Raw genomic sequence first — 22,163 nt, 5'->3', positions numbered from 1 at the left:
ACCCATGCACACCGAGCACGACTGGATCACCACCCCGCTCACGGCGGACCTGCTGCGCGGCGCCCTGGACGTGGAGCGCACCGAGCACGGTCTGCTCCCCCACCGGCTCCCCGGCCGGGCCCGCGCGCAGAACACCAATCCGCAGCTGGCGATGGCCGAGGCGCAGCCCTCCGGCGTACGCCTGGTGTTCCGCACCGCCGCGACCGCCGTCGAGCTGGACACGCTGCGCACCAAGCGCGACTACACCGGCTTCCCGTCGCGCCCGGACGGGCTGTACGACCTGCTCGTCGACGGCGTCCCGGCCGGCCAGGCCGCCGGGACCGGCGGCAACGTGCTCACCGTCGACCTGGCCACCTGGGAGGGCGGGGTCACGCACGGCCCGGTCGGCACCGTCCGCTTCACGGGTCTGCCCGCGCGGGACAAGGACGTCGAGATCTGGCTGCCGCACAACGAGACCACCGAGCTGGTCGCCCTGCGCACGGACGCGCCCGTCGTGCCCGCGCCGGACCGGGGCCGCCGGGTGTGGCTGCATCACGGCAGTTCGATCAGCCACGGCTCCGACGCCGCGAGCCCCACGGCCATCTGGCCCGCGATCGCCGCGTTGCGGGGCGGTGTGGAGCTGACCAACCTCGGCTTCGGCGGCAGCGCGATGCTCGACCCGTTCACCGCGCGCGCCATGCGGGACACCCCGGCCGACCTGATCAGCGTCAAGATGGGCATCAACATCGTCAACGCGGACGCGATGCGGCTGCGCGCGTTCGGCCCCGCCGTGCACGGCTTCCTCGACACGATCCGCGACGGGCACCCGGACACCCCGCTGCTGCTCGTCTCCCCCATCCACTGCGCCATCCACGAGGACACGCCCGGCCCCACCGCCCCGGACGGCGAAGAGATCGGCAAGGGCCGACTGGCCTTCGCCGCCATGGGCGACCCGGCGGAGACGCCCACCGGGAAACTCACCCTCACCGTCATCCGCGAGGAGCTGTCCCGCATCGTCCGGCAGCGCGCCGCCGACGACCCGAACCTCCACTACCTCGACGGCCTCGACCTCTACGGCGCGAAGGACGCCGCCGCCCTGCCGCTGCCCGACCACGTCCACCCGGACGCCGCCACCCACCGCCACATCGGCGACCGCTTCCACGAACTGGCCTTCACGAAGGGAGGGCCCTTCGCCGAGGAGGGATGAGCGGTACCCCGCCGCGGCGTGCCGACCGACCGGCCGAGACCGGCCGGTCAGTCCTCGAAGCCCTGGTCCGCCAGGATCTTGTCGATGCGCGCGCGGTGGGCCGACTCCCACGCGTCCAGGGACTCCGCGGCCTCCTCGGCCAGCTTGGCCCGGGCCGCGGCCAGTACCTCCTCTCGGCGGGCCCCGGGGACCACCACGACGCCCTCCTCGTCGGCGACGACCGTGTCGCCCGGGTCGACCGTGACCCCGCCGCAGCGCACCCGCTCGTTCAGCGGGCGTGCGGCCGACTTGGTGCCCGGGATGGGGATGACGCCGCGTGCGAACACCGGGAAGCGCATGTCCCGGACCTCGGCGAGGTCGCGGATCACGCCGTCGGCGACGAACGCGGTGACGCCCCTGCGGCGGGCGACGGCGCAGACGTTGCCGCCGGCCAGGGCGTAGTCCAGGTCGCCCGACTCCACGACGACGACCGAGCCGGGGCCGGCCCGGTGGATCGCGGCGTGCAGCATCAGGTTGTCGCCGGGAGGGCACCGTACGGTGAAGGCCGGCCCGGCCACCCGGGACACCGGCTCCCACAGCGGCCGGATCCCGATGTCCATGACCTGCTCGCGGCCCAGCAGATCGGCCAGGGTGGTCGTGGGTATGTCCGTGAACGCGTCGACGTCAGCCATGACTTGGACCCTAGTGCCCCGACGGGCGACGTTTACTAGAAGGGCAGGGGCCTCCCCCGTACCACCTCCAGCCGCGACACCGCCCGGGTCAGCACGACGTACAGCCGGTGCAGTCCCCGTTGTTCCGCCTCGGCGATCGCCGCCGGTTCGACGACCACGACATGGTCGTACTCCAGGCCCTTGACCAGGCTCGCCGGCACCAGGGCGACCCGCGCGCCGAGTTCGTCCGGGCCCGCCGCCTCGATGCCGGCCGCGTCCAGGGCCGCCCGCACCCGGGGAACGTCCGCGTCCGCCGCCACGATCCCGACCGAGCCCTCCCGCGCCAGAGCGTCCCGTACGGCCGCCACGACCGCCGTGGGCACGCCGTCGACGGACGTCTCCCGCATCCGCGACTCCCCGCCCCCGCGCAGCGAACGGGCCGCCGGCACGTCCACGTCGAGGCGCTCCAGCAGCCGGTTGGCGAGCCCGACGACGGCCTGCGGCACCCGGAACCCGGTGGTCAGGGCGACCACGGTCGCGTCCGGTTTCCCCAGGTGCGCGAGGACCGTACGCCACGACCGCGCCGCCCACGGCGTCGTCCCCTGCGCCAGATCCCCCAGCACCGTCAGCGAACCGAAGCGGGCCCGGCGGGCGATGGCCCGGCACTCCATCGGGGACAGATCATGCGCCTCGTCGACGACGACATGCCCGTACCCCTCCGGATGTCCGATCAGCCCGGCCACCTCGTCGAGCAGCACCAGATCGGCGGCCGACCAGCGCGCCGACCTCCACGACCGGGGCGGCCGCTCCCACAGCAGCGCCCGCTGCTCACCGGCATCGAGCAGTCCCCCGGCGGCCGACGCCAACGCCCCCTTGTCGGCGAGGAGTCCGGCCACGACCTCCTCGGGCCGTACCCGAGGCCACACGGCATCGAGGTAGGCCGACACCGGCCGGGCCCGCTCGACCCGCCGCACCCAGGCGTTCGGGGGCGGCCCGGCCCGCCGCTCGACCTGCTCCCGCAGACACCGCACGATCCGCGCCCGCACCCGCTCCCGCCCGACCTCGTAGGGCGGTTCCTCCTCCCGCACCCGGGCCACGATCCGCGTCAGCTCCCCCGCCGGCACCCGCCACCGGTACGACCCGTCCGGCACGGCGAGCGCACCGGCCCCGTCGGCGCGCACCCTCGCGTACAGCGCCCGCCGCAGCACCTCGGCCATCCGGGCATCGTGCTTCACGACGGCGGCCGGTTCCTCGTCGACGCCCCGGACCGGGCAGCGCGCGATCTCCTCCCCCAGGGTCGACTGCCGCACCCCGGTCTCGCCGAGGGCGGGGAGCACCTCGGCGATGTACGACAGGAAGGTGCGGTTGGGCCCGAGGATCAGCAGGCCGCCGCGCCGGATGCGCTGCGGGTGCGTGTAGAGCAGGTACGCGGCCCGGTGCAGCCCGACGGCGGTCTTGCCGGTGCCCGGTGCGCCCTGCACGCACACCGACGCCGCCGGCTCCCCCCGTACGAGGTCGTCCTGCTCGGGCTGGATCGTCGCGGCGATGTCCCGCATGGGCCCGACCCGGGGCCGCTCGATCTCCCGGGCGACGATCTCGCTGTCGCGCGTCTCCCCCTGCTCCAGGTGCTCGTCCTCCAGGCCGGTGAGGTCCCCGGAGTCGCCCCGGCTGCCGGGCGCCCATCCGAACCGCCGCCGCACGGCGACGCCCTGCGGGTCCCGCGCCGAGGCCTGGTAGAAGGCGCGCGAGACGGGTGCGCGCCAGTCGACGACGAGGGGCGGTTCGGCCGGGTGCTCGGAGATCCGCAGCCGCCCGATGTGCAGCTGCCCGCCCCCGCTCTCGAGGGCTCCGAAGAACAGCGGCCCCTCGGGCAGTTCCCGCAGCGCCTTCGCCCGGCTGCGCAGCCGGTACCCGAGGACTTCGGCATCGGCTCCGGAGGCGGCCACGTCCTCGCCGATGACGACCTGTTCACCGGCGCCCTCGACCATCGCGGCGAGGGCGGTCCGGCAGCGCTCGTGGTGGGCGCGTTCCTGGTCGAGGGCGTACTGGAGGGCAGGCTCGGTCGAGGTCATTCCACCGAGCGTACGCGAAAACATGACTGAGTTAAATAATTTACCGAGTCTCTCATTGCAGGTGTGGCGGCAGCCCGGCCGCGAGCCACCCGAACGCCCGCTCCGCCGCCGCCACCGCGTCCGGCCGCACGTGAGCCACCCGCTCCCCCGCCGCGATCCGCCGCCAGTTCTCCAGCGCGAGCACCCGCAGCACGGCCATGATCTGCCCGGCCGCCAGCCGCGCGTCCAGATCGCCCCCGAGCACCTCGGCGAGCGCGGCCTCCGACCGCTCCTGATGCGTGTGCGCCCGGGCGACGAGGGAGGGCGTCCCGTAGAGCAGCGCGTGAAAGGCGAGCACGTCGGGATGGTCGTTGAGCCCGGTCACGGGGTCCCCCCGCTCCAGCCCCTCCAGGAAGTGCCGCCGCAACGCCTCCACGGGCGCCCCCTCGGCCCCCGCCACCACCCGGGCGGCCTCCCCCTCGTGATCGGCGATCCGGTGCAGCACCAGATCCTCCTTGGCCGGGAAGTACCGGAACAACGTCGGCTTCGAGATCTCGGCCGCCGCCGCCACCTCCGCGACGGACACCGCGTCGAACCCCTTCTCCATGAAGAGCCGCACGGCGATGTCCGACACGGTCTCGTACATCCGCTGCTTCTTGCGCTCACGCAGGCCGGGCTCGCTCATGGGGGGAGCCTACGCAGGGGTCACGCCAGGGCGCGGCCGAGATACGGGTTCACCGTGGAGCGGACGGGAAGGCCGAGCGAGCCGGTGGCGACCGCGAGCGTCACCGCGTAGGTGTCCACCGCCCGCCGGACGTTCGGGGCGTCCAGGCTCGCGCCGGTCACGATGCGGTCCAGGTCGACGTAGGCGGACCGCACGATCTCCAGCCGGCGGTACACCCGCCAGTCCTTGCGCCAGTCGCGGGTGTACTCGGCGGGCAGCCGGCGCTCCCAGCGGCGGAACATGCGGTCCCTGATCTCCGGCCTGGTCGGGGTGAGGTGCATGTGCCGTACGAGGTCGTAGAGAGGGTCCCCGACGACGGCCATCTCCCAGTCGATGATGGTCAGCGCCAGACGGTCGTCGCGGCGTACGAGGTTCCAGGGGTTCAGGTCACCGTGCAGGAGCGCGGGCTCCCGGTGGCTCACCTCGTGCCGGGAGAGGATCAGCTGCAACCGGTCCGCGTCGGGCAGCCCGAGGTGCCGGGCCAGCTGCTGCGACTCCTTCGGCAGGTCCCGTACCAGGGAGATCAGCTGGTCCCGCAGCCAGTGGTGGAACCCGCCCTCGCCGGCGGTCGGGTCGACCTGCTTGTACCTGACGCGTGTCAGCGCGCACAGCTGCTCCACCAGGCCGTCCGCCTCGTGCGGCAGCAGACCGTGGACGGGGTGGTCGGGGGGCCGGTCGACGTCCCGCGGCCCGACGTACGTGTGCAGGGCGATGGTGTCGCTCTGGTAGGTCTCGCCCAGGGCGAGCACCTGCGGCGCCGCCACCCCGACGGACGACTCCTCGATCGCGCGCAGCACGGCGTGCTCGCTGAGGAAGCCACGCTCCCGCCGGCACACCTCGGGCAGCTTGCGCCGCACGACCACGGGAGAGCCGAAGCCCGGCACCGTCACCACGGTGTTCAGGTGCGCGGTGCCCTTGAACACCCTGCCCGCGGGCGCGGCTCCCTCCGCCAGCAGGGCCTGCCGGACCGCTGCGGGCGGGAAGCCGGGGCGCTCCGGCACCCGCCGGTCGGGGCGCCATGCGAACGCCTCCGCGATCCACGCCCGGCCGCTGATGTCCCCGTTCGTCCGCGACACCAGCCACCGGAACAGGGCCCGCCGGATCTCGCCCTCCCCCGGCACACCGACCAGTCGCAGCGGTTCCGCCGCCGCTTCGAGGGCCCGCCGCACCTCGGCCGTCGCCTCGTCCAGGCCGGCCTGCGTGAACGATTCCTCGAGGGACCGGGCAGCCCGGATCACGTCCGGGAAGACGGACTGCGCCCGCTCGAACGCCAGGTAGTGCCGCAGATCCTTGGCCAGGCCGTTGACCGCGGCCGGACGGACCTCCCGCATGGCCTCGGCCCAGGCGTCGACCACGTCCGCCCACTGGTGGGCCGGGTACCGCATGCGGACGAGGTGGGTCGCGAGGTCGTGCAGCGGGTCGCCGTAGGTCGCCAGCTCCCAGTCGACGCACGTGAGGGGCGGGTCGCCCGCGTACGACACGATCACGTTGTCGCGGTGCAGATCGGCGTGGAGCAGGCTGTAGGGCCGCCGGGCCATGGCGGGGATCCGCCCGGCCAGCCCGGCGAGCGCGTCCTCAGGGATGCCCAGCGCCGCGAACAACCCGCCGAATCCCTCCCGGTTGGGCCGTCTGATCTGCTGGTCGGCCAGGTGGACCATGGTCCGCAGGAAGCCCTGGCTGTCCGTGTCGTTGCGGGGCCAGACGGCCGGCAGGGCGGGCAGCGCGCCGCGCCGCACCTGGGCCGTCCGGGCGAGCAGGCCGGTCAGTGCCTTGATGAGCAGGGTGTCGACGGGCTTGCCGTAGTCGCAGACGCTGGAGAGCGGCACGCCCTGAACGAAGCTGTGGATCGCGACTCCGTCCCGTTCGAGCAGGCAGTGCGGCGCGTGCGGCAGGACGCCCCGGACGGCGGCGAGGATGCCGGCCTCGTTCTGCCAGGTCCGGATGACCACGGGCAGCGCGTCCGGCCGGCGGATCCGGACGGTCACGTACGTGCCCGCCACTCCGCCGACCATCCGGGCCATGTCCTCCGTCAGCGGAAGGACGTAGTTCCGGTTGTGGTGGCCGCTGGTCTCCTGCCCCAGCTCGGCAGCGAGCTTCACGAAGGCCCGGCAGGCGGCGTCGTGTGCGGCGCGCTCCCCGAGGAGAGGGCCGGGACGAGGAGGTGCGCCCACTGGCCGCTCCGGAAGTACGAGAAGGGAGGACGGTATGGCAAACGGTAGGTTCGCGGCCGACGCCGCGCATGGCGGAGAGAGCCATTACGGGTGAGGGCCACCCGTCAGCATGAGACTGCGTGAACTCGTTCGACGACGGCCGATCGGCCTCGTCACATACGAGCGGGGGCGAGCAATTGACTCAAACCTAGCGCGGTGCCGGAATGCTACACCCGGCCACCAGGCGCCTCATCCCGCCTCCTCAGCGGTCAGCGGCCCCCTGCGAGCGCAGCAGTTCCAGGAGCGGCGCCAGGGACACGAGGACCGTGCCGGCCCCGGCGTCCCGCAGGATCTTGGCCTTGCGTTCGTTACGCGCGTAGCCCAGGAACGGCACCCCCGCCCGGCCCGCCGCCTCGTGGTCGGAGGGGGTGTCGCCGATCATCAGGGCGTCAGCCGGGGCAGCGCCCATCGCCCGCAGCGCCCGGTTCAGACAGTGCGGGTCCGGCTTCAGATGGTGGAGTTCCTGGGTGCGGCCGTAGAGGTGCGGGGCGAAGCACTCGGCGAGGCCGCGCCCCGCGAGGTACGTGCGGGCCGCCCGTGGCGAGTTGTTCGTGGTGATCGCCAGCCGGGATCCCACCGCCGTCCACGTGCGGATCACCGGATCGACGTACGGGGTCGGCATCGCCGAGGACGCGGCCCGCAGTTCCTCCTGGGTGAGTCGTTCCTCCAGCTCGGCGACGAGGTCGCTGCCGGGGTGCCGCCGGTCCACGGCGCGCAGCACCACCTGCGGGTCGAGGGACTCGCGCTCGGTGTCCGTGAGCAGGCTGTGCAGACCGCGGCCCTCCAGCCAGGACACCAGGTCGCTCGCCACCCGCTCCGCCGAGTGTCCGGCGAACAGGCGGCAGATGGGCCCGTCGAAGTCCCACAGCACGACTCGGGCACGTCTGATCAGATTGCGGAGTTGGTTCGGATCGTTCTCGGTCGCGATGGGCACCGCACCAGTCTGCTTCGTATCAGAAGTCACTAGGAGAGTGTCAGGTCCGTCGTGATGGTTTCCCAGAGGGCGTTGAACCACTTCTGGGATTCCTTCACGAACGCCGCGTCCCGACGGCCCGCCCGCTTCACGAAGGAGAAGAGGAGGGACTGGGAGCCGAGGACGTCGTACATGTCCAGGGTCTGGCTGCCCCACTCCTCCGCGCGCCTGGTCAGCATGTAGTAGCCCATCAGGGCCTCCTCCTCGTTGAGGAGGTACAGCTTCACCGGCGGGGTGAAGGGCAGCGCGCGGAACGTGACGTGCACGTCGATGCCGTGCGTCGAGCGCAGCGCCCGCAGGTTGTGCTGCAGGACCTGCCCCTGGGCGTTGCGCATGGCCAGCCAGCGCTGGTGGACCGGGTTGTCATCGCCGTGGGCCTCGACCGGGACCGGGAAGGCCAGTTCGATGTCCCGGGAGGGGACCAGGATGCGGACGTCGATCGACTCGGGGTGGATGCGGCCCTCGTGGATCAGGCGCAGCGGCTCGCCGATGGCGACCATCAGCGTCTCCGCGGTGTGGCAGACCACGTCGACGCGGACGCGCTTGACCGAGAACGCCTCCGTCAGGCGCGGGGCCAGGCCCACCATGGTCGGCTGGGGTTCGCCGCGGGCGGGGGCCGGGACGGCGATCCGCGGCGGGCTGCCCTTGCTCACGTTGGTGAGCAGACCGTCCTCCTGGAGGACGCGCAGGGCCTGGCGGACGGCGCCGCGCTCCACGCCGAACTCCTCGGCGAGTTCGGCCTGGGTGGGCAGGCGGTCCCCCGGCTTGAGCTCACCGGCCCGGATGCGTTCCCGCAGGATGTCGGCGATCTCCTGGGGCGAGGACCTTCTGCTGCCGTTCGCTGCCACGTTCTCCGCCACGCTCTCCTGGGTCACGACCAAACGCTACAACTCTGATCCATCTGGCGGGAGTTGTTTGAAAGTTGTTTATGACTAGGGGCCAAGTGGGGACAACTTAATCAGAGTTGGTTGCCAACTTCTCGGAGTTGGCGGAAGTTTTGCTTCCGGACTTCCGAAGGGGGAACACCGATGCCCGCCCTCGCACTCCTCTCCGCCGCCTTCGTCGTCGCCTTCGAACAGCTCGTCCAGTGGAAGTACGGTCCGGCCGGCATCGTCGGCCTGATCCTTCTCACCGTAGGCGTCAAGGCCAAGAGCCCGGCCGTCAGCTCCGCGGGAGCCGTGGTGCTCGCGCTGCTGATGACGGGGCCCGCCCGATGAGTCACCGCATCGCCCGGAACGACCCGTGGGAGACGTCAGCTCGTGAGCACCAGCTCCGAACTGATCGTCTCCCACAGTGCGTTGAACCACAGGTGGGACTGCTCCACGAGCGTCGTGTCACGCAGCCCGGCGCCCTGCCGGAAGGCGAACAGCATGGACTGGGTGCCCTGGGCGTCGTACATCGCCGGCTGCTCGTGATCGGCCTCGGCCTCCCGGCGTGTCAGCGTGTAGTACGCGAACAGCGCCTCCGCGCCGTTGAGCAGGTACAGCTTCACCGGCGGGGTGAAGGGCAGCGCCCGGAACGTCACATGGACATCGATGCCATGGGTGGCGCGCAGGGCCAGCAGGTTGTGCTGGAGGACCTGCCCCTGGGCGTTGCGCATCGCCAGCCACCGCTCGTGCACCCAGTCGTCGCCGCCCCCTTCGACCGGCACCGGGAAGGCCAGGTCGATGTCCCGGCTCGGCAGCAGCACCCGGACGTCGACCTTGGCCGGTTTCAGCCGTCCGGCGTGGATCTGCCGCAGCGGCTCACCGATGGCCAGCGTGAGGGAGATGGACGTCAGGCACACGGCGTCGATCTCGACGTGCTCCGCCGCGAACGCCGCGGCTATCCGGGGAGCCAGAGCCACCGTCGTGGGCAGCGGCGGGGCCTGCGGGCCGGTCAGCGCACCGACGGGGTCGGGGGCGACGGTCGCCGGACTGCCCTTGGACACGTTGGTGAGCAACCGCTCGGACTGCAGGATGCGCAGCGCCTGCCGCACGGCACCGCGCTCGACACCGAACTCGTGGGCCAGCTGAGCCTGGGTGGGCATGCGCTCACCCGGCCGCAGCGCCCCTGACCTGATCCGGGCGCGCAGCTCGTCGGCCACCTCGTGATGTGTCCTCTGTGGCCGCCCTGACCTCTTCCGCCCATTGACGGAGTCGTGTTCCGGGTCCACAACCGAACAGTACAACTTCCCGCCATCTTTAGGCAGTTCAGGGAAAGGTGGTTATGAGCCGCTTCCAAGCGGAGATAAGTACAGTGAAGTTGGTCACCAACTTGGGGAACATGGTCAGACCTTCAGGGGGTTGGCCACCCGCTCAGGGACTCCCTTCCGGAGGGGAGCCGGGAGTCCCGCCCGGCCGGCACGGCCGCACGACAACCACAACCGAACAGCTCGCTACGGATGCGGGTCCCAGCACGCCGGCAGAAGGGAGCGGCTCAGAACATGTCCGGGCACCAAGGCCGCCTGGACGTACGCAGCAGGGCGTCGGCCTTCCGGGCGGCGCCCGCTCGTTCTTCGCGCACCCGTCCCAGCGCCGCCAGCCGCACCGCCGACTCGTCTCCGAGCCACAGCGCGCCCAGCTCGGCCGGACCCAGCTCGAGTTCCGCGCTCTCGGTGGTCGGTGTGCAGGACGCCCCCTCGGGCGAGGCCTCCAGCCGGTAGCGCCCGCCGGTCAGCCCGTCCACCCCGGCGACGTCCAGCACCAGCGTCCCCCGCCCCTCGTACGTCCGCGCCTCCAGGGCCCGTTCGACGTCCAGGATCCGCACCCACAGCCAGTCCGCCAGCGAGGTGATCCGCGCCGCCCGCGGGTCGGGCAGGAAGTGCGGGAGCAGGTCGTCGGGCGCCCGCCAGCCGCTCTTCACCTTCACGACCCAGTCGATGGAGCAGAGGTACTCCCACAGCGCGCGTTCCGCGGCCGGTGTCGCGCCGATCAGCCAGCGCACGCTCGCCGTGTTCAACGGCTGCTTGGCGTCACCCCAGTTGTCGTCCACCTCGTAGGCGACCATGCCCTCGACCTCGCCGAACGCCGAGCGGTACACGGCGAAGAAGGGCGGCTTCCACGACGGGTCGAACCGCAGGGCGCCGGTGTTCACCCTCCACCAGGTCTCGTCGCGGTCGATGACGCCGGGCCGGCCGCGGCGCAGCCGCTCGTGCAGCTCGGGGCCGTGCTTGCGGACGTCCTCGCCCTCCACCAGGTCGACCCGCCCGCCGTCCGCCGGGCCCGCCCAGCGGGCGTCGAGGCCCGCGCGCGGCACGTCGACCGTCCACTCCGCCGTCCAGGTCGCCGGCCCGAAGCCGTAGCGGCCGTAGATCGGGTACTCGGCGGCGATCAGCGTCGCGACGACGTCCCCGCGGTCCTTCGCGGCCGCCAGGTCCCGCGCCATCATGCGGCTGAGCAGCCCGCGGCGGCGGTGGGTGGCGGTGACGGTGACGCCCGTGATCGCGTCGGCCGGGACGCTCGCCCCGCCCACGGCCGTGAGCTCCTGGTCGAAGGACCGGAAGGTCGCCACACATCTGCCGTGGTCGAAGGCCCCGAGGTAGCGGCCCTCGACGAACTTCGTGCGCCGGGCCTCGATCTCCTCCTCGGTGAGGACGGGCACCCGCAGAAAGCCGGTGTTCACGGCACGCAGCCAGTCGGCGAACTCGGATTCGGCGATCGGGCGTACGTCGATGTCGTCGGCACGGGACACGGGGGTCATGAACTCACGCTAGGCGGAGGGCCGGTCGGTGTCGCGTGGATTACCGACCGCCGGCCCTCCCCCGGAGCCCCGGGACGGGTCACACCAGCAGGTCGTCGACCTGCGCCTCCCCCTCGCGGTACCGGCGCGCGATCTCCGCGCCGCACTCGTCGGCCGTCCGCTGGAGCCGCCGACGGCGCCGGGAGACCTGCTGCTCGTGGCGTTCGAGCCGTCCCATCGCCGTGTTCAGCTCCTGGTCCGTGCGCGCGTCCAGGTCGGACAGCTCGACCTCGGCGAGCATCTCCGCGACCAGCCGCCGGTACTCCTCGCCCTGCGGGGTGCCCAAGGTGACATGGCGGGCCGAGGAGCGGTGCCGGGCCGGGGCGTCCCGCAGGATCTCCGCCAGCCGCTCCACCACCGACGCCTCCTCGGACACCGCGACGCAGGCCACGCCCGCCGGCTTACGCCGGGCCACCTCCGCGCGCAGGATGTCGATCCGCCCCTGGAGCAGCCGCCGCAGATAGCTGAGGTCGGTCTCGTCGCGCTGGGCCTGGCGGCGCAGCGTGCGCAGCTCGGGCAGGCTCAGCGCGGGCAGCTCGGGCTCGGAAGCGTCCGAGGGCAGCCGCGGGCTGTCCGTGCGCTGTGTGGGCGGCCGGTGGTACTCCGACGCGCCGATCCCCGTGTACGTCGACCAGACAGCCGCCTGCTGCTGCCCGGTGCTTGATGTGCTCATGTGCCTCAACCGTCCCCTCGACCGGTGTGTGCAAGCATCGTGCCACCCCAAGTGCCCGCTCTGGGAACGAGTGCCCCCGATAGACCCCAGATGGGCGGGTAAGCAGCAAAATACGGCCGTGCAGGGGCTGTTGGCGCCCCGCGCAAACCACCCTTTCGGGCCATCCGCCGACCACCCGCGGCGCCGATGTCACCGCCCTGCATGATGGACGTATGCGAGCAGTGGTGCAGAGGGTGGACGGCGCGAGCGTCGTCGTGGACGGCGAGACCGTGGGGGCGATCGAGGGCGAGGGGCTGTGCGTCCTCGTCGGCGTCACCCACGAGGACACCAAGGAGAAGGCGGCCCAGCTGGCCCGCAAGCTCTGGTCGATCCGCATGCTGCACGACGAGAAGTCGTGCAGCGACATCGACGCCCCGCTCCTGGTGATCAGCCAGTTCACCCTCTATGGCGACGCCCGCAAGGGCCGCCGCCCCACCTGGAACGCCGCCGCCCCCGGCGACGTGGCCGAACCCCTCGTCGACGAGGTCGTCGCCCGGTTGCGCTCCCTGGGCGCGACGGTGGCGACGGGCCGCTTCGGGGCGGCGATGCGCGTATCACTGACGAACGACGGCCCGTTCACCGTGCAGATCGAAATCTGACCCGAAAGATCTACAAGCCTTACGGCTCGACGACGACTTCCTGGGCCGCGGCGGTGTCCCCGGCCACCAGCGGGGCGTCCACCGCCACGTTCCGCTTCACCAGGGCGAGCGCGACCGGGCCGAGCTCGTGGTGGCGGGCGGACGTCGTGATGAAGCCGACCTTACGGCCCTCGGCACCGTCGTCCGCGAGCCGGAGCTCCGTCCCGGCCACGGGCAGATAAACCTCACTGCCGTCGAGGTGCAGGAAGACCAGCCGGCGCGGCGGCTTGCCCAGGTTCTGCACCCGGGCGACCGTCTCCTGCCCCCGGTAGCAGCCCTTCTGCAGATGCACCGCCGAGCCGATCCAGCCCAGCTCGTGCGGGATGGTGCGGTGGTCGGTCTCGAAACCGAGCCGGGGCCGGTGCTGCTCCACACGCAGCGCCTCGTAGGCGAGGATCCCGGCGGGCGGCCCGGCCTGCGCGGCGTACGCCTCCAGGTCGGCGCGGGGCAGGAACAGGTCCCGGCCGTGCGGAGTCTCCCGTACGACGACGCCCTCGGGGATCTCGGCGATGGAGCCTGCCGGGAGGTGCACGACGGCGATGTCGGCCGTGCGGTCGGCGACCTCGACCCTGTAGAAGAACTTCATCGACTCCAGGTACGCGATCAGCGCCTCCTGGGTGCCCGGCTCCACATGGACCCAGACCGTGGCGCCGTCGTCGACGAGGTACAGCGCGTGCTCGATGTGGCCGTTCGCGGAGAGGATCAGGGCCTCGGTGGCCCGGCCCGCCGGGAGGTCGCTGACGTGCTGGGTGAGCAGCAGGTGCAGCCAGGCGAGCCGGTCCTCGCCGGTGACGGCGACGACCCCCCGGTGCGAGAGGTCCACGAATCCGGTGCCGTCGGCGAGGGCACGCTGCTCACGGAACAGATCTCCGTAGTGGGCGGCGACGCCTTCGTCCACGCCCTCGGCGGGGACGGCGCCGGGCAGGGTCAGCAGGGGGCTCTTCATATCCGTAAGCCTACGACTCGGTAGTTGAAGCCTTGAGTGTGCAGTCCTCGCAGCGGCCGAAGATCGCGAAGTGCTTCATGTCGGTGTCGAACCCGAACGTCTGCCGCAGCTTGGCGGTGAACTCGGCCGCCACCGAGACGTCCGCCTCGATCACGTTCTGGCAGTCGCGGCAGACCAGGTGGATGTGGTGGTGCCGGTCCGCGAGGTGGTACGTCGGCGCCCCGTGCCCCAGATGCGCGTGACTGACCAGGCCGAGCTCCTCCAAGAGCTCCAGCGTCCGGTACACCGTCGAAATGTTGACCCCCGACGCCGTCTTCCTCACTTCCACGAGGATGTCGTCGGGGGTCGCGTGCTCAAGGGTGTCCACGGCTTCGAGCACGAGTTGCCGCTGCGGGGTCAGCCGGTAGCCGCGCTGCCGCAGATCGCTCTTCCAGTCGGTGCTCACCACACCCACGAGTCTAGGACCACTCGCATCCGACTAGGTGAGGAAGACGTGCCCCTACTTGAAGAAGGCGATGCCGTCGTCCGGCATGTCGTCGGGCAGGGCCTTGGCCCAGCGCTCGACCTCCTCCGGGGTGACGACCTTCTTCAGGTGGGCGGACATGTAGGGGCGCAGCTCGACCTCGGGGGTCTGCTTCTCGCCGACCCACATCAGATCGCTCTTGACGTAGCCGTACAGCCGCTTGCCGCCGGTGTAGGGCTGGGAGGCGGCCGTGCGGGCCACCGCGTCCGTCACGAGGTCGATCTGCGGCTTCTTGTCGGCCAGCTCGCCGTACCAGATCTCGATGACGCCGTCGTCGCGGGTCATCGTCACCTCGACCTTGCGGCCGGCGTCGATCCGCCAGAAGCCGTGCTCGGACTCCAGGGGGCGGACCTTGTTGCCGTCCTGGTCCAGCACCCAGGAGTGGGAGTGGTACGCCAGGAAGTCCCGGCCGTCGTGGGTGAAGGTGACCTCCTGCCCGAAGTTGCACTTCTCGGAGCCGGGGAAGTCGTGCACGCCGGCGCCCGCCCAGTTGCCCAGCAGGAAGGCGAGCGGGACGAGGTCCTTGTGGAGGTCGGACGGGATCTCGATCATGGGAACTTCCTAGACGTGGGTCAGCGCTGGCCCTGGTACAGCTTCTTCACGGTCAGTCCGGCGAAGGCGAGGACGCCGACGGCGACCAGGACCAACAGGATTTCGAAGAAGATCTCCACGAGGTGCTCCTTGAGCGGGGGTGCGAATGGGTGCACAGGGCCGGGCCCCAGCTTACGCGGCCGGGGCCCGGGCCTCTGTGGGAGGTGGGCCCGGGCCGGATTCAGCCGAGCAGCTGGCTCTGCAGCGTCACCGTCTGCTGGAACGGCACGGCCCGCGCACCGCCCTTCCGGGACTGCACGACCAGCGCGAGGGTGTCACCGGCGGCGAGGTAGGCATGGCGGACCTGTTCGCCGCCGTACGGCCTGGCCTCGTCGTAGACCACGCGCTGGACGTCCTCCACCAGGGCCTCGTCGGGGAACGTCTTGTCGTTCGCGGACGTCCCTGCGCCACGCAGGGGGAACTTCGGCGCGCCGAACGGGGCGAGGTAGGGCGCGAGCAGTTCGTCGACGACCGCCGCGGTGTCGAACCGGAGCAGGTAGATCCGCGTGCGGGTGCCGTCCGGCATGGTCCAGCCGCGGGCGGCGATGTGCCGCAGACCGTGGTCGGTGAGGTGCTGCCCGAGTTCCTCGCGGTCTTCCTTCGCGGCGTACTCCGCCAGGAAGTCCTCCTTCGCCGGCCAGCCGTCCGAGCCCCGCAGCGCCTTGTCGTCCCTGGCGCCCTCCGGAGCGGGCAGGAGGAGGGCACGCGGGTCGGCGTGGTGCGTGCCGGCCGTGTTCGCCTCGGCGAAGGGGCCCGGGCTGCCGGAGGGCAGCGGCGGCCGGGTGAGCACCGGGTACTCCCAGCGCCCGTCCGGCTCCGTCGCGAGCCCGGGCACGTCGGTCCGCTCCATCCGTGTGATGCCGTAGGCCGTGGCCGCGCCGACCGCCGCGAAGACGGCCACGGCGGCGGTCCAGCGCAGGACGGCCCGCAGGACCCGGCGATCCTTGCGCACCGGGTCCGCCGGCGCGTCCGGCGGCACCCCGGGCACGGCCGGCACGGCTGTCTGCTGCTGCTGCTGCTGCTGCTGCTCGGTCATACCGCCTCCCCCGGCTCGGTGATGCGGTCGAGCTGCTCGCGCAGCAGCATCGCGACCCCCTTGGTGTCGAGTGGCTCCGCGCCGTCCGCTACGGCGGTGACCAGGACGTTCCCGACGTGGGCGGAGCAGTACATCGTCTCCAGGTCCCCGTCGGCGTCCTTCGGCGGCAGGAAGCAGCGGGCGTTGTCGTGGCCCTTGATCTTCGGGCCCTTGCGGAAGACGTCCAGGGCGTCGAGGACCGCGCTCCGGAAACGCGAGGCGTCCCGCACGGCGGCCCTGTTGTCCATCTGGGCGAGTTCGACGCGCACTGTGAAGGCGTCGCCGGTGTAGGCGACGGAGGGCTCGGTGGTGCTGAGGTAGCTGCGCATGGCGATGCCGGTGATGCGCTGCTGGTCGACCGCCTTCTCCAGCCGCTTGCGCTGGGTGCGCGGCAGGCCGCTCAGGGACTCCTTGCGCAGGGACGTGGCCTGCTTCCCGCTCAGTGCAGCCTCCGAGCCGTACTCACCGAGGTCCGGGCCGCGCCCCCACCCGCTGGCCCTGTAGGTCCCGTACGGCACGAGCATGCCGGCGAGCCCGGAAGGAGCGGCCTTCTTGTCCGCCCCGGCCGCGGTCCTGCTCTCGGGAAACGTCCAGACGGGTGCGCCCGCATCCCGGTCGGCGCCGTTCACCGCCACGACGGTGTAGCCCGCGCCGCCCACGACGGCGACCGCCAGCAGCACGGACGCGGTGACGGCGGCGACACGACCACGGCGTACGGGCTGCTTCCGCGGCTCGGGAGCGGGCTCGGACACGGCCCCCGGCCCACCCACCGGCTCGACCGGCCCCACCGGCTCCACCTGGTTGTCGCTCACAGCCGCTCCATCTGCCGCTCGGCAAGGTCCATGATCTTCGCCTTGGGAATCGGCTTGGTGTCCGTGATCCACATCTCCACGGCGATGTCGCCGCGCCAGGCGTGTGCCTCGGCGGTGTACAGGGGCACGTATCCGGGCTTGGTGTCCGGCCGCGTGTGGACGTAGACCCGCCCGTTTCCGGTGCCGGGGATCGCCCAGCTGTCGGTGCCTTCCGCGTCCCCGACCCAGTACTGGGTGTTGTCCACGTTCTCCGCGGCGGCGAGCGTCTCCTCCTGCCGGAACTGCACCAGGCGGATCTCGACCTCGTAGGTGCGGCCGACCAGCCAGCCGGTGGCGGCCGCGCGCCGGAACTCGTCGCCGACGATCTCGCCGAACATCTCGCCCGGCTTGTCGTGGAACTCCGCGTAGTCCGCCAGGTCCAGCCAGCCGTCCTCACCCATCAGGTACGCGGCGTCCCGGGCCCCGCGCGGCTTCTCCAGCAGCAGCTTGCGCAGGTCGCCGTCGGTCTTCACCCGCCGGTCACGCGCGGCCGACAGCGGCTCGGGCCCTTCCCCCCTCGCCTGTGCGAGCGCAGGCTGCGAGAGCGAGGGCAGCTTCGTGGGTGCGCGGTGCACCTGTACGAGGTAGCCGGCGCAGCCGCCGGCGACCAGCCCCAGCACGGCGGCGGCACCGATCAGCACGGCCGTACGCCGCCGACGGCGACGCGGCCCGGGCTCGGGCTCGGCGGCCACTTCTTCGTCTGCTTCCAAGACGTCCCCCCACAGAACGTGAGTCGCGCATTCCGTATGCGCGCGCACAGGAGACCCTCGGTCGACGCCCGCGGTTGCACGGGCGTTGATTACGATTCGGCCATGGCGAAGAAGCTCGTGATCAAGGTGACGGCGGGGGCCGATGCCCCCGAGCGGTGCTCGCAGGCGTTCACGGTGGCGGCGGTGGCCGTGGCCAGCGGCGTCGACGTCTCCCTGTGGCTGACCGGCGAATCCGCCTGGTTCGCCCTCCCCGGCCGCGCCGCCGAGTTCGAGCTGCCGCACGCCGCGCCGCTGCCCGACCTGCTGGACTCGCTCCTCACGGCCGGCCGCGTCACCCTGTGCACGCAGTGCGCGGCCCGCCGTGAGATCACCGAGCAGGACGTCATCAAGGGCGTCCGGATCGCGGGGGCGCAGGTCTTCGTCCAGGAGGCGATGGCGGACGAGACGCAGGCGCTCGTCTACTGAGACGCTTCCGCGCGGAGGCGGAACGGATGGCCTGACCGGCTCACTGCCGGCGCTTCTTGCCGTCCAGTTCGTCCCACCACTCGTCGGACTCGGGATCCCCGGACGGGTCGTCCCACCACCGGTCCTCCGGCCCGCGCCGGTTCGCGACCATGGCGGCCACGGGCGGGATGACCATCGCGACGACGCACATCCCGACGGCGACGGGGACGGACCACAGGCGTACGACACCCCAGGCCATGACGAAGAGGCCGATGCAGAGGCCCATCATCACGAAGTACGTGTGACGCCGCCGTGCGTACATACGTCCAGCGTAGGGGGTTTCTGACGGATCTCCGCGGAGGAAGGAGCGGCGTTCGGTGCGTGCTCTCGGCGTGCCGGGCGGAAGGTCTCGTAGCGGAGCTACTAGGCCTTTTGTCCGGTGCGGCGAGAGTGCGTGCCGGGCGTCGCGACGCCGCGGAGATCCGTCAGGAACCCCCTGGGTCCGGGCAGGCCGAAGGGCCGCACCCCAGGCGTCCAACCCGAGGGGTGCGGCCCTTCGAGGACCTGTCGCCGTCAGACGGCGATCGCGACCTCCGCCAGGCCGCCCTGCTGGGCGACGACCGTGCGGTCGGCGGTGGCGCCGGGCACGAGGGCACGGACGGTCCAGGTGCCCTCGGCCGCGTAGAAGCGGAACTGTCCGGTCGCCGAGGTCGGCACCTCGGCCGTGAACTCGCCGGTCGAGTCCAGCAGACGGACGTAGCCCACCACGGGCTCGCCGTCCTTGGTCACCTGACCCTGGATGGTGGTCTCACCGGGCTTGATCGTCGAGGCGTCGGGGCCGCCGGCCTTCGCACCGCACATGTCGTACTCCTGAAGTCTGGAAAGGTCGGTCGGGGTTGCTTACTTGTTGGCGCCGAGCTCGATCGGCACGCCGACGAGGGAGCCGTACTCGGTCCAGGAGCCGTCGTAGTTCTTGACGTTCTCCACACCGAGGAGCTCGTGCAGCACGAACCAGGTCAGCGCGGAGCGCTCACCGATGCGGCAGTAGGCGATGGTGTCCTTGGCCAGGTCGACGCTCTCCTCGGCGTAGAGCTCCTTGAGCTCGTCGTCCGACTTGAAGGTGCCGTCGTCGTTGGCGTTCTTGGACCACGGGATGTTGCGGGCGCTCGGCACGTGGCCGGGGCGCTGGGACTGCTCCTGCGGCAGGTGGGCCGGGGCGAGCAGCTTGCCGGAGAACTCGTCGGGCGAGCGCACGTCGACGAGGTTCTGCGAACCGATGGCGGCCACGACGTCGTCGCGGAAGGCACGGATGGACGTGTCCTGGGCCTTGGCCTTGTAGTCCGTCTTCGGACGCTCCGGCACCTCGTCGCCGGCGACCAGCTCGCGGGCGTCGAGCTCCCACTTCTTGCGGCCGCCGTCGAGGAGCTTGACGCTCTCGTGGCCGTACAGCTTGAAGTACCAGTACGCGTACGAGGCGAACCAGTTGTTGTTGCCGCCGTAGAGGACCACGGTGTGGTCGTTGCCGATGCCCTTGTCGGACAGGAGCTTCTCGAAGCCCTCCTGGTCGACGAAGTCACGGCGGACCGGGTCCTGCAGGTCCTGGGTCCAGTCGATCCGGATGGCGTTCTTGATGTGGTTCTTCTCGTAGGCGGACGTGTCCTCGTCCACCTCGACGATGGCGATGGTCGGGTCGTCCAGGTGCTCCTGGAGCCAGTCGGCGTCAACCAGGACGTCGTTGCGGCTCATGCTTCTTCTCCTCCGGGGCAGTTACGGCGGGGCGTGCGAGGTCTGCAGGGCGCGCCCTTGAGGCAGGGCGGCGCACGGGTGCCCTTGATGCGGGGCTGCGGGGATGCGCGCGCCGGCTCGACTGCCGACGCGATCGCTCAGAAGGTGCGACAGAGCATGGCGGCGACGCGGCACAGGTCTACTGCCCGCCGCTTCGTGAGGTCCGCCTGTCGCTTCATGCCGTCGATCGTAGGGACGGCAGGGCGGGCGTGTCACCGGTGTGTCGCATACTGAGACGCAAAGATCCGCCATGTGGGACCGGAGTGCCGTCGACGCGGCTCCCGCACGGCCCGTTGTCGGACGTATCGACCGTCATACCTACGCTACGGACTCCGCCGTCTCGCCCACCGGACAGTGCTGGTGGGATCCGCCGGGGTCTCCGCACGGATCCCGCCGTGCGCCTTCCTACCCGGCCAGCCGGACGTCGGAACCCTTCACCGTGATCTCGACGCCGTTCGGGGCGGCCTGGACCGTGTCCAGCTCGATGCCGCCGGGCAGGTCGTCGATCTTCTGCTGGAAGTCGGTGATGGCCCGGACGCGGTTCTCGGCGATGTCGACACCGCCGAACTTGGGCAGGCCGTCGGCCTGCACGCGGACGGTGCCGTTGTCGACCTTCACCGAGCTGAGCACGGAGACCGGCTCCGGGAGCTTGGTGCCGAGGACCGTGGCCTCGACGGTGACCTTGATCTTGCCGTTGCCGCCGTCGGAGAGGCCGATGACGTTGGCGGTGACGCCCGGGGCGACCTGGGTGGGCTCGGACTTCGCCGTCTTCAGCAGCTCGTCGTAGGCGATGGTCGCGGTGCCGGTGGCGCTGGAGGCGGTGGCGGAGCTGTAGTCGCCGGAGAACTCGACGCCCTTCATGTCGGCCTGGAGGTCGTCGATACGGATCGTCCGGTCGCCGTCGCCCGCGGCGGCCTCGTAGTCCTTGATGCCGACCTCGATGTCGTCCAGGGAACCGCCGGCGACCTGGGTGAGGAACGGGAAGCCCTTGATCGACACGTCGGGGGTCGCCGACAGGTTCTCCGTCGTCTTCAGCCGGTCGGCGGCCTCGTCCTCGGCGAAATTGACCGCGACGCGGTCGGCGATCACGAAGAGCCCGCCCAGGATCACGACGAAGATCAGCAGTATTCGCAGTGCGCGCATGCGGTGTGTCCCCCACCCAGTCGGTTAGACGGCGGTCCCTGACGACCGGGTGGCCGTCCCTTGCGTGAGGGTAACCCTGTGGGGAAGGGGGGCCGGAGGATTGTTGATCATCTGTGACAGGGCGGCGGGTGCCCGGCGTCCGTGCCGGGGCTACGCCAGCGCCCTGCCCAGGACGTACACCGCCGGGGCCGCCGCGGCCAGCGGCAGGGCCACGCCCGCCGTGAAGTGGACGAAGCGGGACGGGTAGTCGTAGCTCGCGACCCGGTGGCCGATCAGGGCGCAGGCGGCGGCGCCCGCGCCGAGGAGGGCGCCCGAGGTGCCGAGGTCCGTGACCGAGCCGGTCGCGATGCCCGCGCCCGCCGCGGCGAGGAGGGCCACCACCACCGAGGCCGGGGTCGGCAGCGGCAGGGCGCGCGCCAGGACGGCCGCCGCCACGGCCACCGCGCCCACCGTCACCGCGCCCGCGGCGGCCGCGAGGTACCCGCCGGCCACGATCGCCAGCGCCGATGCCGCGACCGTCGCCATCAGGCCGTACATCCGCTCGTCCGGGTCGGCGTGCGACCGCAGCTGCAGGACCAGTGCGAGGAGCACCCACACGCCGAGCGTGCCCAGGATGGCCGACGGTGAGCGGCCCGAGACCAGCAGCGCCGCGTCCGCGGCCAGCGCGCCCGCGAAGCCCAGCGCGATGCCCTGCCGGGCCGGCCACATCCCGTTCAGCCGGAACCAGCCGGCCGCGGTGACGGCCTGGAGGACGACCAGCGGCACGAGCAACGCGTACGTCCCGACCGCCGCCGCACCGGCCAGCAGCAGCCCGAGCAGCGCCGTCAGCGCGGCCGGCTGCATCCCGGGCTCGATGATCGGGGACCGTCCCTCCGCCCGGGCCCGCTGCGCGTCCGTGACGCGTGTGTTCCCGCCGACGGTGGCGGGGCCGTAGCCGGGAGCGGAGGTGCCGGCGTCGGCTCCGGCCGGGGCCGCGGGTGCCTGCGGCGTCCGGGGGCTCCGGGGCGGCGGGGGCGACTGCGGTGTCAGGATCGCCGTCTCCGGATCCGGCGCCTGCGCGGACACCGGCTGGTGGTTCTGTGTCTCCCAGGTCTGCCCCTGCCACTGCTGCGTGTACTGCTGAGCGGCGTGCGGGTCCTCGTACCCCTGGTACCCCTGGTCCCCCTGCCCGGGCCACGCCTGCGGCTGCTGCCCGTAGGGGTCGTACGGCTGATTCGGCTGGTCGGTCATC

25 protein-coding genes are annotated in these 22,163 nt (G+C 71.8%); 4 read left to right on the top strand and 21 right to left on the bottom strand.

Annotated elements, in window-relative coordinates; genetic code table 11:
- Positions 1 to 4 precede the first annotated feature (4 nt).
- Complete coding sequence (locus tag G3I77_RS37470) at positions 5 to 1,186, top strand: GDSL-type esterase/lipase family protein (RefSeq protein WP_248511224.1); 1,182 nt, start codon at positions 5 to 7, stop codon at positions 1,184 to 1,186.
- 47 nt (positions 1,187 to 1,233) lie between these two features.
- Here G3I77_RS37470 and G3I77_RS37465 read toward each other — a convergent pair whose 3' ends face one another.
- From G3I77_RS37465 to G3I77_RS37440, 6 genes are all read right to left on the bottom strand, one after another.
- Positions 1,234 to 1,857, bottom strand: a complete 624-nt coding sequence (locus G3I77_RS37465; protein WP_248511222.1) for an RraA family protein — start codon at positions 1,855 to 1,857, stop codon at positions 1,234 to 1,236.
- A gap of 35 nt (positions 1,858 to 1,892) precedes the next feature.
- Positions 1,893 to 3,908, bottom strand: coding sequence for an AAA family ATPase (locus tag G3I77_RS37460; RefSeq protein WP_248511220.1), 2,016 nt, complete (start codon positions 3,906 to 3,908; stop codon positions 1,893 to 1,895).
- 52 nt (positions 3,909 to 3,960) lie between these two features.
- On the bottom strand, positions 3,961 to 4,572 hold the full coding sequence (locus G3I77_RS37455; protein WP_248511218.1) for a TetR family transcriptional regulator: 612 nt from the start codon (positions 4,570 to 4,572) through the stop codon (positions 3,961 to 3,963).
- Between the two features lie 20 nt (positions 4,573 to 4,592).
- Positions 4,593 to 6,782, bottom strand: coding sequence for an aminoglycoside phosphotransferase family protein (locus tag G3I77_RS37450; RefSeq protein WP_248511216.1), 2,190 nt, complete (start codon positions 6,780 to 6,782; stop codon positions 4,593 to 4,595).
- Between the two features lie 241 nt (positions 6,783 to 7,023).
- The gene (locus tag G3I77_RS37445; protein ID WP_248511215.1) at positions 7,024 to 7,755 is read right to left on the bottom strand and encodes an HAD family hydrolase; all 732 of its coding nucleotides are present in this window, start codon (positions 7,753 to 7,755) and stop codon (positions 7,024 to 7,026) included.
- 29 nt (positions 7,756 to 7,784) lie between these two features.
- On the bottom strand, positions 7,785 to 8,675 hold the full coding sequence (locus G3I77_RS37440; RefSeq protein ID WP_248511214.1) for a winged helix-turn-helix domain-containing protein: 891 nt from the start codon (positions 8,673 to 8,675) through the stop codon (positions 7,785 to 7,787).
- 147 nt (positions 8,676 to 8,822) lie between these two features.
- Here G3I77_RS37440 and G3I77_RS37435 point away from each other — a divergent pair, with 147 nt between their 5' ends.
- Positions 8,823 to 9,011: a hypothetical protein gene (locus G3I77_RS37435; RefSeq protein WP_031143363.1), complete on the top strand. Its 189-nt coding sequence runs from the start codon at positions 8,823 to 8,825 to the stop codon at positions 9,009 to 9,011.
- A 35-nt stretch (positions 9,012 to 9,046) separates the two neighbouring features.
- Here the strand turns inward: G3I77_RS37435 and G3I77_RS37430 are convergent, their stop codons facing one another.
- From G3I77_RS37430 to G3I77_RS37420, 3 genes are all read right to left on the bottom strand, one after another.
- Positions 9,047 to 9,964, bottom strand: coding sequence for a FadR/GntR family transcriptional regulator (locus tag G3I77_RS37430; RefSeq protein ID WP_248511213.1), 918 nt, complete (start codon positions 9,962 to 9,964; stop codon positions 9,047 to 9,049).
- A gap of 248 nt (positions 9,965 to 10,212) precedes the next feature.
- Positions 10,213 to 11,475, bottom strand: coding sequence for a GNAT family N-acetyltransferase (locus G3I77_RS37425; protein WP_248511212.1), 1,263 nt, complete (start codon positions 11,473 to 11,475; stop codon positions 10,213 to 10,215).
- Positions 11,476 to 11,554: 79 nt separating this feature from the next.
- Positions 11,555 to 12,187 carry an aerial mycelium formation protein gene (locus tag G3I77_RS37420; RefSeq protein ID WP_248511211.1) on the bottom strand — a complete coding sequence of 211 codons (633 nt, stop codon included), beginning with the start codon at positions 12,185 to 12,187 and terminating at the stop codon, positions 11,555 to 11,557.
- 212 nt (positions 12,188 to 12,399) lie between these two features.
- On the opposite strand from G3I77_RS37420, the gene dtd reads away from it, so the two are divergent.
- A complete protein-coding gene (gene dtd / locus G3I77_RS37415) occupies positions 12,400 to 12,825 on the top strand; it encodes a D-aminoacyl-tRNA deacylase (RefSeq protein WP_102909323.1) in 426 nt (141 codons plus the stop codon).
- Positions 12,826 to 12,844: 19 nt separating this feature from the next.
- On the opposite strand, the gene G3I77_RS37410 is transcribed toward dtd, so the two are convergent.
- The 6 genes from G3I77_RS37410 to G3I77_RS37385 all read right to left on the bottom strand — a co-directional run bounded on the left by G3I77_RS37410 (position 12,845) and on the right by G3I77_RS37385 (position 17,560).
- A complete protein-coding gene (locus G3I77_RS37410; RefSeq protein WP_248511210.1) occupies positions 12,845 to 13,810 on the bottom strand; it encodes a folate-binding protein YgfZ in 966 nt (321 codons plus the stop codon).
- 10 nt (positions 13,811 to 13,820) lie between these two features.
- The gene (locus G3I77_RS37405; RefSeq protein WP_190900358.1) at positions 13,821 to 14,258 is read right to left on the bottom strand and encodes a Fur family transcriptional regulator; all 438 of its coding nucleotides are present in this window, start codon (positions 14,256 to 14,258) and stop codon (positions 13,821 to 13,823) included.
- A gap of 51 nt (positions 14,259 to 14,309) precedes the next feature.
- On the bottom strand, positions 14,310 to 14,885 hold the full coding sequence (locus G3I77_RS37400; protein ID WP_142162408.1) for an FABP family protein: 576 nt from the start codon (positions 14,883 to 14,885) through the stop codon (positions 14,310 to 14,312).
- A gap of 220 nt (positions 14,886 to 15,105) precedes the next feature.
- Complete coding sequence (locus G3I77_RS37395; RefSeq protein WP_248511208.1) at positions 15,106 to 15,960, bottom strand: hypothetical protein; 855 nt, start codon at positions 15,958 to 15,960, stop codon at positions 15,106 to 15,108.
- Positions 15,957 to 16,811: a hypothetical protein gene (locus G3I77_RS37390; RefSeq protein WP_248511206.1), complete on the bottom strand. Its 855-nt coding sequence runs from the start codon at positions 16,809 to 16,811 to the stop codon at positions 15,957 to 15,959. Before G3I77_RS37390 ends, G3I77_RS37395 begins: the two co-directional genes overlap by 4 nt.
- Positions 16,808 to 17,560 carry a hypothetical protein gene (locus G3I77_RS37385; RefSeq protein ID WP_248511204.1) on the bottom strand — a complete coding sequence of 251 codons (753 nt, stop codon included), beginning with the start codon at positions 17,558 to 17,560 and terminating at the stop codon, positions 16,808 to 16,810. The genes G3I77_RS37390 and G3I77_RS37385 overlap by 4 nt, the downstream gene beginning before the upstream one ends.
- A 102-nt stretch (positions 17,561 to 17,662) precedes the next feature.
- Here G3I77_RS37385 and G3I77_RS37380 point away from each other — a divergent pair, with 102 nt between their 5' ends.
- On the top strand, positions 17,663 to 18,025 hold the full coding sequence (locus G3I77_RS37380; RefSeq protein ID WP_248511202.1) for a DsrE family protein: 363 nt from the start codon (positions 17,663 to 17,665) through the stop codon (positions 18,023 to 18,025).
- 40 nt (positions 18,026 to 18,065) lie between these two features.
- On the opposite strand, the gene G3I77_RS37375 is transcribed toward G3I77_RS37380, so the two are convergent.
- From G3I77_RS37375 to G3I77_RS37355, 6 genes are all read right to left on the bottom strand, one after another.
- Positions 18,066 to 18,326: a DUF3099 domain-containing protein gene (locus G3I77_RS37375; RefSeq protein WP_248511200.1), complete on the bottom strand. Its 261-nt coding sequence runs from the start codon at positions 18,324 to 18,326 to the stop codon at positions 18,066 to 18,068.
- Positions 18,327 to 18,577: 251 nt separating this feature from the next.
- Entirely contained in the window at positions 18,578 to 18,865 is a 288-nt protein-coding gene (locus G3I77_RS37370; RefSeq protein ID WP_003991226.1) for a DUF1416 domain-containing protein, read from the bottom strand.
- A gap of 39 nt (positions 18,866 to 18,904) precedes the next feature.
- A complete protein-coding gene (locus G3I77_RS37365; RefSeq protein WP_248511198.1) occupies positions 18,905 to 19,750 on the bottom strand; it encodes a sulfurtransferase in 846 nt (281 codons plus the stop codon).
- Positions 19,751 to 19,887: 137 nt separating this feature from the next.
- Positions 19,888 to 19,968 (bottom strand): putative leader peptide, encoded by an 81-nt coding sequence (locus tag G3I77_RS41335; protein WP_350310325.1) that lies wholly within the window; start codon positions 19,966 to 19,968, stop codon positions 19,888 to 19,890.
- Between the two features lie 226 nt (positions 19,969 to 20,194).
- Positions 20,195 to 20,932, bottom strand: coding sequence for a DUF2993 domain-containing protein (locus G3I77_RS37360; RefSeq protein ID WP_248511197.1), 738 nt, complete (start codon positions 20,930 to 20,932; stop codon positions 20,195 to 20,197).
- Between the two features lie 150 nt (positions 20,933 to 21,082).
- On the bottom strand, positions 21,083 to 22,162 hold the full coding sequence (locus G3I77_RS37355) for a hypothetical protein (RefSeq protein WP_248511196.1): 1,080 nt from the start codon (positions 22,160 to 22,162) through the stop codon (positions 21,083 to 21,085).
- Between the last annotated feature and the right edge of the window lies 1 nt (position 22,163).

The sequence above is a fragment of the Streptomyces sp. D2-8 genome, assembly GCF_023184515.1.
Taxonomy (GTDB): Bacteria; Actinomycetota; Actinomycetes; order Streptomycetales; family Streptomycetaceae; genus Streptomyces.
Note: the sequence above shows the minus strand (reverse complement) of the source record. Positions and strands in the feature narration are given on the sequence as shown.